General features: G+C 69.6%; 12 protein-coding genes. 4 read left to right on the plus strand and 8 right to left on the minus strand.

Features of this window, described 5'->3' with window-relative positions; all coding sequences use genetic code 11:
* The first annotated feature begins 239 nt into the window (after positions 1 to 239).
* On the plus strand, positions 240 to 1,943 hold the full coding sequence (locus DJ73_RS14215) for a tryptophan--tRNA ligase (RefSeq protein WP_094558281.1): 1,704 nt from the start codon (positions 240 to 242) through the stop codon (positions 1,941 to 1,943).
* A 406-nt stretch (positions 1,944 to 2,349) separates the two neighbouring features.
* Here DJ73_RS14215 and DJ73_RS14220 read toward each other — a convergent pair whose 3' ends face one another.
* Entirely contained in the window at positions 2,350 to 2,712 is a 363-nt protein-coding gene (locus DJ73_RS14220; protein WP_094527888.1) for a DUF5518 domain-containing protein, read from the minus strand.
* Positions 2,713 to 2,864: 152 nt separating this feature from the next.
* On the opposite strand from DJ73_RS14220, the gene DJ73_RS14225 reads away from it, so the two are divergent.
* Positions 2,865 to 4,886: an ATP-binding protein gene (locus tag DJ73_RS14225; protein WP_094558282.1), complete on the plus strand. Its 2,022-nt coding sequence runs from the start codon at positions 2,865 to 2,867 to the stop codon at positions 4,884 to 4,886.
* Between the two features lie 210 nt (positions 4,887 to 5,096).
* Here DJ73_RS14225 and DJ73_RS14230 read toward each other — a convergent pair whose 3' ends face one another.
* A complete protein-coding gene (locus DJ73_RS14230) occupies positions 5,097 to 6,056 on the minus strand; it encodes an acetamidase/formamidase family protein (RefSeq protein WP_094558283.1) in 960 nt (319 codons plus the stop codon).
* A gap of 249 nt (positions 6,057 to 6,305) precedes the next feature.
* Between DJ73_RS14230 and DJ73_RS14235 the strand changes: the two genes are divergently transcribed.
* Positions 6,306 to 7,760: a lamin tail domain-containing protein gene (locus DJ73_RS14235; RefSeq protein ID WP_094522016.1), complete on the plus strand. Its 1,455-nt coding sequence runs from the start codon at positions 6,306 to 6,308 to the stop codon at positions 7,758 to 7,760.
* A complete protein-coding gene (locus DJ73_RS14240; RefSeq protein ID WP_094558284.1) occupies positions 7,757 to 8,053 on the plus strand; it encodes a DUF3006 family protein in 297 nt (98 codons plus the stop codon). The genes DJ73_RS14235 and DJ73_RS14240 overlap by 4 nt, the downstream gene beginning before the upstream one ends.
* A gap of 248 nt (positions 8,054 to 8,301) precedes the next feature.
* Here the strand turns inward: DJ73_RS14240 and DJ73_RS14245 are convergent, their stop codons facing one another.
* The 6 genes from DJ73_RS14245 to DJ73_RS14270 form a co-directional block, all read right to left on the minus strand.
* Entirely contained in the window at positions 8,302 to 8,841 is a 540-nt protein-coding gene (locus DJ73_RS14245) for a hypothetical protein (RefSeq protein ID WP_094558285.1), read from the minus strand.
* Positions 8,842 to 9,162, minus strand: coding sequence for a hypothetical protein (locus DJ73_RS14250; protein WP_170938244.1), 321 nt, complete (start codon positions 9,160 to 9,162; stop codon positions 8,842 to 8,844).
* A 172-nt stretch (positions 9,163 to 9,334) separates the two neighbouring features.
* On the minus strand, positions 9,335 to 9,628 hold the full coding sequence (locus DJ73_RS14255; protein WP_094527896.1) for a chorismate mutase: 294 nt from the start codon (positions 9,626 to 9,628) through the stop codon (positions 9,335 to 9,337).
* Positions 9,629 to 9,643: 15 nt separating this feature from the next.
* Positions 9,644 to 10,555, minus strand: coding sequence for a shikimate kinase (locus DJ73_RS14260; protein WP_094558286.1), 912 nt, complete (start codon positions 10,553 to 10,555; stop codon positions 9,644 to 9,646).
* Positions 10,556 to 10,676: 121 nt separating this feature from the next.
* Positions 10,677 to 11,285, minus strand: coding sequence for a hypothetical protein (locus tag DJ73_RS14265; protein ID WP_094524787.1), 609 nt, complete (start codon positions 11,283 to 11,285; stop codon positions 10,677 to 10,679).
* Positions 11,286 to 11,338: 53 nt separating this feature from the next.
* Complete coding sequence (locus tag DJ73_RS14270; RefSeq protein WP_094558287.1) at positions 11,339 to 11,800, minus strand: hypothetical protein; 462 nt, start codon at positions 11,798 to 11,800, stop codon at positions 11,339 to 11,341.
* Positions 11,801 to 11,952 lie beyond the last annotated feature (152 nt).

The following is an 11,952-nucleotide window of genomic DNA, read 5'->3' on the forward strand; positions in this document are numbered from 1 at the left end:
CCGCAGGAGCGAGTGAAACGAGCGACCGAGGACCGCAGCAAGCCGCGCGAGTCGTCGCGGCTGGGGCTTTGGAGGTGTTTTCTGCGGCATCGACAGCGACTACTTATAAAAATATCCGCCGGTCCGGACACGATATTGTCCACCGGAGCAAGATTGCGGTTATCCCAGTAACCAACCTCGCATGCCACGTCCTGACGCGCAAGCGAACGGTTTTTGCGTCGACCGCCGGGAGGGGACGTATGGACGAGGACACCCCCGAGGAGACGGGGCCGTCGGCGGCGGGCGGGCCCCGCGACGAGACCCCGGGATCGCCCCGCGCCGACGGCGGGACGGAGCGCGCGGACGGACCGACCGAGGACGTCGCGCTCGACCCGTGGGGGTCGGCGTCGGTCGGCGACTACGCGGACCTGTTCGAGGAGTTCGGCATCGAGGCGTTCGACGACGTGTCCGACGACGTGGTCGACCCGCACTACCTGATGCGCCGCGGCGTCATCTTCGGGCACCGCGAGTACGACGCCGTCGCCGAGGCGATGGCGAACGACGAGCCGTTCGCCGCGCTCTCCGGGTTCATGCCGACCGGCGACCCCCACATCGGGCATAAACTGGTGTTCGACGAGATCATCTGGCATCAGGAGCAGGGCGGCGACGCGTTCGGCCTGATCGCCGACCTGGAGGCCCACTCCGCGCGGGGGATGTCGTGGGACGAGATCGACGAGCACGCGCGCAACTACCTCCTCAGCCTCCTCGCGCTCGGCTTCGACGCCGAGGACGGCGAGCTGTACCGGCAGTCGGATAACCGCGAGGTCCAGGACCTCGGGTTCGAACTCGGCTCGAAGGCGAACTTCTCGGAGTTCGAGGCCATCTACGGCTTCGACGGCGAGACCAACATCTCGCACATGCAGAGCGTCGTGACCCAGACCGCCGACATCCTCTACCCGCAGCTCGTCGACGAGCCGAAACCGACGGTCATCCCCGTCGGCCCGGACCAGGACCCGCACGTCCGGCTGACCCGCGACCTGGCGACGCGGATGCGCTACTTCAAGGTGACCGAGGCGTTCGCGAGCTTCGAGCTGGACGACGCGGAGCGACAGCTCGTCCGGGCCGCCTACGACGCGCTCGCGGCCGACGTCGACGACGCCGAGACCGACGTGCGTTGCGAGGGCGCCGCCGCGTGGCTCGCCGACTACGAGCCGCCGGAGGCCGGCGCCGCCGACAGAGACGCCGCCGATGGGGACGCCGCCGACGGAGACGCCGACGACGCCCCCGACCTCGCGGCCGCCAAGTCGACCGCCCTCGACAAGCTCCGCGCGGGCGGTAAGGAGCCGCTCCGCCCCCGCGTGCGCTTCTTCGACCGCAACGCCACCGACGAGGCGTTCGAGGCCCTGATCGAGGCGGTCGAGGGCGACAAGCGCGTCTTCGAGGGCCACGTCGACGCCTTCGACCTCACCCGCGGCGAGGCCGAGTCGCTCGCGCGCGAGGTCGAGATCGATCACGACGGGTTCGGCTTCCGCCAGCCCTCCTCGATCTATCACCGGTTCATGACCGGGCTCACCGGCGGGAAGATGTCCTCGTCGATCCCGGCGAGCCACATCTCCCTGCTCGACGACCCCGAGGACGGCTACGAGAAGGTGAAGGCGGCGACCACCGGCGGGCGCGACACCGCCGAGAAGCAGCGCGAACTCGGCGGCGAGGCCGACGAGTGCCCCGTCTACGAGCTGTACGCCTACCTGCTCGCGGGCGACGACGACGAGCTCACGAAGACCGTCTACTCCGAGTGCGTCAACGGCGAGCGCCTCTGCGGCGGCTGCAAGGAGCAGGCGGCCGAGCTCATGCGAGAGTTCCTCGAAGACCACCAAGAGAAGCGCGAGGAGGTCGAGGAACTCCTCGACGACCTCGACATCGACCTCGACTCCGACCGGCGCGGGACGGGCGGCGAGCACTGAGGCGTCTCCGCTGGAGTCGCGGGCCAACTCTCACGCACTCTTTTATAAATAAACGGTGCGGTGGCGCGTGCCGACGAGCGTCCGGAGGGCGCGAGTCGCACGCGCGAGGGAGTCGGCCGACCGGAAGGAGGCCGACGAGGCTGGGGAGGCGTGAGGCTGTGGTGCGGTCGCGGTCGGGTGAGACTCGAAGGGGCAGCCGCGAGGGCGAAGGCGCGCGACGCAAGGACCGCAGGCGCGAACGGAGTGAGCGCCGAGGACTGCAGCGAGCGCACCGAGTCCTCGCGGCTGGGGCTTTGGTGGTGCTCGCTGTCGATCCGGATTCGATCATTTATATGTGAGTGGCTGGGGCTTCGGAGGTGTTCGCCACCGATCCGAATTCGATCATTTATAAGTAACAGCGACCGACCTACAGCTCGTTTTTTACGTACACGCCCAGCAGTCCGCCGAGCGCGCTCAACACCACGGAGTAGGCGACGCCGCCCAACACCACGATGACGGCGACGAAGACGATCCCTCCGGCCGCGAGGCCGACTTCGAGCGGGAACCCGAAGACTCCAAGGAACGGAAGGATCACCAGCGCGAGCAGCAGCAGCCCGACGATCGGGATCGACGCGATCGCACCGGAGAGCGCGCCGACGCGCAGCCCGTCGTCGCCGTTTAAATACCCGGCAACCGCGCCGCCGAGGAGCGGTGAGATACCGGTAAACGAGAGGAGGGCCGACGCGATAGCGCCGACGACAGCGTTGAGGAGGGTGTTCTCGGTGTCCATGTGCCGTCGGTCTTCCGGGGACGGCATACGTCTTGCGGACCGCGGAACGCTGCCCGCCTCCGACCGACCGGCGACGCACTGACCGACCGAGCGCCCCTCTGGGTCGACGACCGAGGCGATAGTTTATGAGGCGGGCGCCACCTCTCACGGGTATGAGCGAGGAGGAGACGATCCACGTCGCGGACGTCAGCGAGGGGATCGGCGGCGACGCGACGGCGGAACCGGGCTCGCCGGTGGAGCTTCCGGTCGTCGACGTGCTCACCGGCCGTTCGTTTATTACCGGCAAAAGCGGCTCCGGGAAGAGCAACACCGCGAGCGTCGTCATCGAGAACCTCCTCGACAACGGCTTCCCGGTGATGATCGTCGACACCGACGGCGAGTACTACGGGCTCAAGGAGGAGTACGAGATCCTCCACGCCGGCGCCGACGACGAGTGCGACATCGTCGTCTCGCCCGAACACGCCGAGAAGCTCGCGACGCTCGCCCTCGACCAGAACGTCCCGATCATCCTCGACGTCTCCGGCTACCTGGAGGAGGAGACCGCGAACGAGCTCCTCTTGGAGGTCGTCAAGCAGCTGTTTGCGAAGGAGAAGCGCATGAAGAAGCCGTTCCTCCTCGTCGTCGAGGAGTGCCACGAGTACATCCCCGAGGGCGGCGGGATGGACGAGACGGGCAAGATGCTGATCAAGGTGGGCAAGCGCGGCCGGAAACACGGCCTCGGCATCGTCGGGATCAGCCAGCGCCCGGCCGACGTCAAGAAGGACTTCATCACGCAGTGCGACTGGCTCTGCTGGCACCGGCTCACCTGGGACAACGACACGAAGGTGGTCGGGCGGATACTCGGCTCCAAGTACTCGAGCGCGGTCGAGGACCTCGGCGACGGCGAGGCGTTCCTGATGACCGACTGGGACGAGTCGATCCGCCGGATCCAGTTCCACCGCAAGGCGACGTTCGACGCGGGCGCGACGCCCGGGCTCGACGACTTCGAGCGCCCCGAGCTCAAGTCGGTCTCCAGCGACCTCGTCGGCGAGCTCCAGTCGATCTCCGACGAGAAGGAGCGCCGCGAGTCGGAGATCGCCGACCTCCGGCAGGAGCTCGACAAGAAGGACCGGCGGATCGCCGACCTCGAACGCGAGCTGGAGGAGGCCCGCGACCTGAGCAGCATGGCCGACCAGTTCGCGCAGGCGCTCCTCGGGAAGGCCGAGGCGCCCTACCGGGGCGGCGGCGGGGCCGCGCCCGGTACCGAACCGTCTGCGGTCGGCGCCGGCGAGAGGGTCGGGGACGGCGGTGACGAGGACCAATCGGTCCTCAAATCGTATGACGAGGCGGTCGCGGCGACCCTCGACGGCGACGACATATCCGACGCCGACGGAGGGACGGACGCCGACGACGCGACCGAGACCGCGGCGGACGCGGACGACGCCGAGGACGCCCTCGACGCCTCCGACGCCGCCGACGCCCCCGCCGCCGTCGACGGCGACCCCGAGGACGCCGCCGCGCCGCCGGACGAGGACGTCGAACCCGTGACGCGCGCTGACGTGGCCGAGAGCGCGCTCCGCTTCGACGACGCGGTCGAACTCGGCACCCGCGAGGCGGTCATCGAGGAGCTCCGCGGCCGGATCGAGGCCCTCCCGGAGCTGTCGCGAGGGATGCTCCGTCACTACCGCCGCGAGGGCGTCAGCGACCCCGTCGCCGCCCACATCGACGCCGGCGGCGACGGCGACTCCGGCCACGCCTACAGCCGCCATCGCCCGGTCCGGCGCGCGGGGCTGATCCGGCACGCCGGGCGCGGGCACTACGCTTACGCCGTCCCCGACCTGATCCGGGAGGCGTACGCCGACCGCCTCGACGAGGAGAGCGTCCGGGAGATCGTCCGGGCGGTCGAGACGGTCTTCGTCCCGCCGGCGGAGCGGAGCTATCCGCCGGACGCGGACCCCTCGGCGGTCGATCCGAGCCGAGACCGGACGCCGGGCGACGAGGGCGACGCGGCGCTCGTCAGCGGCGACGGCGGCGCCCCAACCAGCGACGGGTCCGACGTCGGCGACGGCGACGCGCCCGACGGTGCCGCGGACGCGGACGAGACCCCGGCGGAGACCACCGATCGATCGGACGCCGGCGGCCTGACCGACGCGGCGCGGCGGTTCGCCGACCGCGGCCCGACCGCCGACGAGTGAGCCGGCGGCGGCCGGGGCGCTCGCGGCCTTCGACTCGCCGGTCACCGTCGTCGGACTGCCGCGCCTCGCCGCCGGACTCGCCGCGGTCGCCGCCCTCCTCGCGGCCCGCGGCGGCGGCCTCCCGCGCGCCTGGCTCGTCGGGTTCAGGCGGCTGGGCGGTTCGGCGACGGAGACGGCGAGGCGGAGTGGGGTCGGCCGCGACGGCGACGCTCAGAACGGGACCGAGAGGTACTCGCTCGGCACCGCGTTCCGCGCCGTCACCTGCGGGTCGACCACCTGACTGATCTCCAGGCCGCCGACGAGGCTGGAGAACAGGTACGCCTCGGTCCTGGAGAGGCCGTGGTCGCGCGCCAGCAGCCGAAGGATATCGCGGTTCGCGATCTCCACCGCCTCCGCCATCGTCTCGGCGCTCGCGACGGTCTTGACCGCGTCGCCGGTGTCGACGAGCGGGCGGTCGAGCGGGACCTCCGGCTCCTCGATCACGGACAGCGTCACGTCGATCTCGGTGGCGATCTCGGCGCCGGTCCCGCACATCTCGCCGTCGGCCATCGCGGCCTTGGAGTCGCCCATCGCGAGCATCGCGCCCGCCTGGAAGACCGGGAAGTACGCTGTCGTCCCGGCCGTCATGTCGGTCGTGTCGAGGTTCCCGCCGTGGTCGTCCGGCGTCAGCGTCGAGATCGCCTCGTCGGCCGTGGCGACCCCGATCGTGCCGATCACCGGATCGATCGGGACGTCGATCCCCTCGAACTCGATCCGGTCTCCGCCGGCGGCCCCGTCGCTCCCGTCGCCAGCGCCGTCGCTCCCGTCGCCCTCGCCGTCCACTTCGGTGATCCGCGTCGCCGGATGCTCTATCCCCGGGTCGTCCTGCAGGAGGCCGAACCCGGGCGCCGTGAGGACCCGCCCGCGGTCCTCTGCGACGCGCACGTCCTCGATCTTGACCGCGAGCACGTCGCCGGGGCTCGCCCCCTCGACGGCGATCGGACCGGTCGCCGCGTTCACCTCCTCGGGGATCGCGTCCAGCAGGTCGTCGTCGCTCTGGATCTCGCCGTTCAGGCTGTCGATGGTCTCGATCGTGAGCGACTCCCCGTCGGCCGCCTCGTAGACCGGCTCCATCTCCGGCGCGAACTCATACACGTGGCCGTCGGTGTGTGAGATCACTTCTCGTGACATGTCGGTCTCGACTCGGGGGCGCGCCGTCAAAAATCCCGGCGGGGAGGTTCCGTTTGAACGGGACGGCGGAACGGAACGCGCGAGAGGGTACAACGGAACGCGCGAGAGGGTACAACGGAACGCACGAGAGGGTACAACGGAACGCGCGAAACGACGGAACGGAACGGCTCTCTCACCACCGCGGCTCCAAGTAACGGATATATTTCACGTTAGATCAACTTTACAGGTAAACGTCTCTCATGAGGAACAATGACATCTTCTCGGGGGCTGTCCCGCGTGCTTCTCGTCGTCTGCCTCGTCGCTCTCGCGGGGTGCGCGGGCGCGTCGCTCGGTGACCCGGCGCCCGACACCGGGTCGACGCCCGATACCGGGGCGGCGACCGACGGCGGGGCGGACGTCGCCGCGGCCAACGGCTCCTTGGAGGTCCACTTCGTCAACGTCGGCCAGTCCGTGAGCACGCTCGTCGTCGGACCGGACGGCGAGACGATGCTCGTCGACACGGGCCACTACAACGACGACGGGGAACACGTGCTGGAGTACCTCCGGCGGCACGATATCACGCGGATCGATCACCTCGTGACCACGCACAACGACGCGGACCACATCGGCGGGAACGCCGCGATCATCGACTACTACGAGACGGAGGCCGACGGGATCGGCGCGGTCTACGATCCGGGGATCGCGGCAAGCACACGAACGTACGGCGAGTACCTCGACGCGATCGAGGCGCACGACGTGACGCTGTACGAGACCCGCGAGGGCGACTCGATCGCCTTCGGCGAGGTCGACGTCGACGTGCTCGGTCCCCCGGAGCCGTACCTCGAGAACGAGGCCCGCAACGAGAACAGCGTCGTGCTCAAGATCGCGCACGGCGAGACGAGCTTCGTGCTGTCCGGCGACGCCGAGGACGACCAGGAGGCGTACCTCGTCGAGACGTACGGCGATGAGCTCCGGTCGACGGTGTTGAAGGCGGGCCACCACGGGTCGAGCAGCTCCTCGAGCGAGGCGTTCGTCGACGCCGTCGACCCGCGGGTCGCGGTCGTGTCGAGCGCCTACGACTCGCAGTACGGGCATCCGCACGAGGAGGTCCTCCGGCGCTTCGCCGACCGCTCGGTACCGACCTACTGGACCGCGACGCACGGCGACGTCGTCTTCGTCAGCGACGGCGCGAACGTCTCGGTGCGGACGCAGCGGGACGCGCCGACCGAACCGCTGTCGCTCCGCGACGGCGACCCGGTCGGTCCCGGAGCGGGCGGTGACGTGGTGGAACGGGCCCGAATAGGCGGCGGCGGGGCGGTCGCCGTCACCGACGGCGGTGACGACGCGGACGGCTCCGGCGGGAGCGACGACGAGACGGCCGCCGATTCGAACCGCACGCTCGCGGTCGCGGCGATCAACGCCGACGCCGCGGGCGACGACCGCGAGAACCTCAACGACGAGTACGTCGTCTTCGAGAACGCGGGCGACGAGACGCTCGACCTGTCGGGGTGGACCGTCGAAGACGAGGCCGGGAAGCGGTACGAGATGCCGGACGGGGTGACGCTCGCCCCCGGAGAGACGCTGACGCTCAGGACGGGGAGCGGGACCGACACCGAAACCGACCTCTACTGGGGCGCCGGATCGCCGGTCTGGAACAACGGCGGCGACACCGTGATCGTCGAAAACGCTACCGGGGACCGCGTGCTAGCGGAGTCGTACGAATGACCGAGATCGATCTCGCGGACGGAACGTACACGGCGGTCGTTGACGCGGTCGAAGACGGGTTCGCGACGCTCTTCTTCGAGCGCGACGGCGACGAGGTCGGTAACGTCGTCCTCGGCGTCGACCGATTACCGGACGACGGGCGACACGCGGACGCGATCCTAGACGTGGAGGTCGAGGACGGATCGATCGCGACCGCGACCTACGACCCGGACCGCACGTCGTCCCGTTCCGAGGCCGCGCAAGACCGGTTCGATCGGTTATCGAGCCGACCGCCGAAAGACGACGACAAATAGCGGGCCGAAGCCGGCCGTTTTCGAACGCTATCCGTTCTAATCAGAAGTGTAGCTACCGAAGCTCCCGCTGCTCGGTTTTGTTCAGGTAGCTGAAATCCATGATGGAATCTCTGAAATAGTGTCCAGCGACACGTCCAATACGACAAAATTCAGGACGCAAAGAGCGTGTATCGGTGGCGTATTTATGTGAGATGCCCTTGCTCTACGGAGAGTCGTTCCGATCGGCTAGCGCGTGTCTAACGAGTCGATCACTTCGGATCAGGTTGCTCGTTATTGCGTTGCTGTCGAAGCGTAGACCGCGCCCGCTCGACGTAGGAGTTCGACGACCAACTGCGAGCGTCACTCATCTCGGCCAAGAACTCGTCGGCAGCGTCCGGCGAGATCGCTTCGTTACGAACCAGCGCGGTGAGGAGGATGGGCGTCGTGACGAGGCGGGTCTCGGCCAGCGAGGCGTGGACGAGCGCAAGCCGATTGAATTCGTCGCAGATCAGTTGTACGGCGTCGATATCGTTCGCCAGCGTAACCGCCGCGTTCTCGCCATCGTCCAGGGGGAACGTCTCGTCTAGTTCGACGGAACGAGTCTCGAACGCAGAGCGACGGTCGAGAACCGCCTGTGCCGCCTCACCGGATGCGTCGTCGTAGGACGCAGTCTCGGTGAGTTCGTCGATGACCTGCTCTGGGACGACCACGGTGTGCGAATCGAAGAGGAGGTCGAGTGGATTCGGTGAGCCCCCCGCCACCGTCCCGAGGCTTACGAGAGCCGACGTGTCGGCGACTATCAGAACCATCTACGAGTCGGCCAGCTCCTCCGCGACCTCGTCCACGAATTCGTCGGTCAGTTGCTCTTTCAACAGGTGGAAGTTGGCGGCCTCCTCGTGCCCGACGAGGTCTTTCAGTTCCTCGAACGTGATATCGTCGTCGTAGAAGGCCTCCGCGATCTCCTGTTTCACCTCGTCGGAGTGCGCGGCGTCCCGCAGGTAGTCCCGAAGCGCGGAGATGAGGATGTCCGTCCGATCCGTCTCGAACACCGCAGCGAGCGCGTCGGCCCGGTTTACTAGTCCCCTCGGTGCACGGAACTGGACGCGCTTCTTTTCGGACTCGGAACTCATATGTGTACATTGTGAGCACAGAGGCAAAACGCTTGCCCTCTTGTCACTACCACATCCTTCGGAGCCACCGCGGACATGGTGTTTTTCATCGAGTCTGAATCGAAAGAGCAGCTATCGGAAGGTGATTCGGCAGCCAAACCGGCAACAAACGGCCTAAGAAACCTGTTTGTAGCTACCGAGACTCGCGCTGCTCAACTTTGTTCAGCTCGATCAGCAGCCGGAAGATCGCTTTCACGAGGTTGGCGTCGACGTCGAACCGCTCGGCGTTCTCGCCTGCGCGCTCCATGACGCGCTCCTCTTGGCCCTCGTCGGTCGTCGGGAGGTCGCGCTCCTCCTTCACGGCCGCCACGGTGTCCGCGACGTACGTCCGGCGGGCGATCAGTTCGACGATCTCTCGGTCGATGTCCTCGATCTCGTGTCGCAGTTCGTCGAGACTCCGGTCGTCAGCGTTCGGTGTGTCACTCATTGGTAGATGGGATTGTCACTCGACGGCCGCGCCGTCGTTCCTCGTGGTCGTCCGCCGCAGCGTTCCGGGGCGCTCGCCCCACGCGTCGGCGAGCGCGTCGAGGTCGGTCGCCGGGTCGGTCGGGTCCGCGACGGCGACGACGCTCGGTCCGGTGCCCGACAGCGACACCCCGGTCGCGCGCGGCATCGCCTCGACCGCGGGATCGGCGTCGAACCCGAGCGCGGCCGAAAAGGCGAGGCCGTTGACGGTCATCGCCTCGGCGTACCGGCCGTCTAGCGCGAGGTCGGCCACGAGGTCCGCCATCGGCGCCACCGCCTCGCAGCGGGCCACGTCCGCGTCCGCGCTGTAGGCGCGCTCGGGCGGGGTCCACACGAGCACGTCCCAGTCGACGGCCTCGCGCGACCGGAGCTCGTCGCCAGCGTTGTCGGTGACGGTCACGCCGCCGAGCATCGAGGCGGTCGCGTCGTCGAACGCGCCGGTGACCGTCACGCCGGCCTCGCGGGCCGCGCGCACGCCCAGCCGGCAGGCCTCCAGCCGGGTGACGTCGGCGTCCGGGTCCGCGTCGCCGCCGGCGCCGTCGCCGCCGTCCCCCACGCGCAGGCCCAGCGCGTCGCAGGTCGCGAGCACAGTAGCGTTCGCGGCCGCGCTGGAGCTTTTCAGTCCGGCCGCGAGGGGCACGTCGCTGTCGGTCCGAACGGTGCCGCCCTCGCCGTCGCCCCACCGCTCGGTCGCGAGCGCGACGCAGCGCTCGATCAGGGCGGAGTCCGCGTCGGGGTCCTCGGCGATGGTCCCGTCGACGCCCTCGGCCGCCGGGTCGAGCGCGACGCTGGCCCGGGTCTCGACGTCGATGCCGAAGGCTGCACCGGTGCCCGTCGCGAGCGCGTTCAACACGGTGCCGGCGCCGAGCGCCGCGGCCCGTCCCTCCATGCACTCACGGCTCGCGAGCGCGGACAAAGAGGTAGCGATCACGGCGAGACTCTCGGCGGCGCGGCCGGCGGCGTAGCACGCGGGGACGACGGCGCGGCACGGGGGGCCGGGGCGGCTCGGCTCAGACCGGCTCCGCGCGCCGCACCGCGGCGTCGACCTCGTACCAGTCCACGTCGGCCGGGACGTTCGTCTCCCGACTCCGGAACGTGATCGAGACGTCGAATCGGCGGACCCCGTCGCCGAACCGGTTTCCGGACGGGAACCGCTCCGTGTCGTACGCGAAGCCGGCCGAGTCGCGCTCGGCCGAATTCGGGCGCGTCGCGTACGCATCGGCGCGGAACTCGACCGTACCGTACGTGAACCGCCCCCGGTTCTCGACGGTGAGCCGAGCGTCGACGGTCGTCTCGTACCCCTCGTCGGCCACGTCGAGCACCTCGGCGTTCGCGACGACCAGCCCCGAGCCGTCCGGACCGACGGCGTCGGGGACTGAATCGTCGTCGACCTGGTCGGTGCCCTCTCGGTCGGGTTCGGACCGGTCGGCGGTCGAGCCGTCACTGTCGGTCCCCTCGTCCGTTCCCGTCTCGGCGTCGCTCTCGGACTCACCCCCGTCCGCGCCGGCGTCCGGCTCCGCGACCCCGTCCCCGCCGTCCCCCGACTCCACGAGACAGCCGGCGAGCAGGCCGGGGACGGAAGCGGCGAGCAACCGCCGCCGAGAGAGCGATCGCCTCACGGCTCCCTCCTCGCCGCCGCCCGAGGGTGCGGTGGGTCTCGGTCCCGCATCGGTCACCCCGTCACCGACCCGAGCGCGCCGGACGCCGCGCCGACGACGGCGGCGACGACCGCGGTCGTGAGCACCGGTCCGAGCGCGTCGGCGATCCCGTGCGCCTGCGTGGCGGCCTCGCCCTGCGAGGCGACGACGAGGACGACGACGAGGAGCCCGTATATCAGCGCGCCGACCCCGCCGCCGACCCCCGACGTCGCGGCCGCCCCCTGGACGTCGTACGCCCGCGACCCGAACAGCACGCCGAGGACGCCCGCGAGGAGCGGCGCGCCGACCAGGGCGGCGGCGGTGACGGCGAGGTACGACTGCGCGACGAACACCGGTCCGAACCGCGCGGTCTCGCCGGTCGCGGCCGTCGCGAGCGCGGCCTCCGCCCAGCCCGTCCCGACCGCGGCGACGAGACCGACGCCGACGCCGGCCACTGAGAACACCGCCGCCGTGAGGCCGACTCCGTTCGCGTTCATCAGACCGCCCCCCATCCGTCGGCCAGCCGCCCCTGCCACCCGGCGCGCTCCTCCCACGCGTCGCCGGAGAACCCGGCGGCGAGCAGGAACTCGCCGGCCCGCACGACGTAGCCGTACTGGACCCCGGCGTGCTCGTCGAAGCCGTAGCCCGC

The organism is Halorubrum sp. Ea1 (assembly GCF_002252965.1).
GTDB lineage: Archaea > Halobacteriota > Halobacteria > Halobacteriales > Haloferacaceae > Halorubrum.

Coding starts and splice junctions, on each gene's coding strand:
- DJ73_RS14260 (WP_094558286.1), bottom strand. CDS start 10,555: ATGGAGGGACGGGCCGCGGCGCTCGGCGCCGGCACCGTGTTGAACGCG.
- DJ73_RS14250 (WP_170938244.1), bottom strand. CDS start 9,162: ATGAGTTCCGAGTCCGAAAAGAAGCGCGTCCAGTTCCGTGCACCGAGG.
- DJ73_RS14230 (WP_094558283.1), bottom strand. CDS start 6,056: ATGTCACGAGAAGTGATCTCACACACCGACGGCCACGTGTATGAGTTC.
- DJ73_RS14255 (WP_094527896.1), bottom strand. CDS start 9,628: ATGAGTGACACACCGAACGCTGACGACCGGAGTCTCGACGAACTGCGA.
- DJ73_RS14240 (WP_094558284.1), top strand. CDS start 7,757: ATGACCGAGATCGATCTCGCGGACGGAACGTACACGGCGGTCGTTGAC.
- DJ73_RS14220 (WP_094527888.1), bottom strand. CDS start 2,712: ATGGACACCGAGAACACCCTCCTCAACGCTGTCGTCGGCGCTATCGCG.
- DJ73_RS14225 (WP_094558282.1), top strand. CDS start 2,865: ATGAGCGAGGAGGAGACGATCCACGTCGCGGACGTCAGCGAGGGGATC.
- DJ73_RS14215 (WP_094558281.1), top strand. CDS start 240: ATGGACGAGGACACCCCCGAGGAGACGGGGCCGTCGGCGGCGGGCGGG.
- DJ73_RS14270 (WP_094558287.1), bottom strand. CDS start 11,800: ATGAACGCGAACGGAGTCGGCCTCACGGCGGCGGTGTTCTCAGTGGCC.
- DJ73_RS14235 (WP_094522016.1), top strand. CDS start 6,306: ATGACATCTTCTCGGGGGCTGTCCCGCGTGCTTCTCGTCGTCTGCCTC.
- DJ73_RS14245 (WP_094558285.1), bottom strand. CDS start 8,841: ATGGTTCTGATAGTCGCCGACACGTCGGCTCTCGTAAGCCTCGGGACG.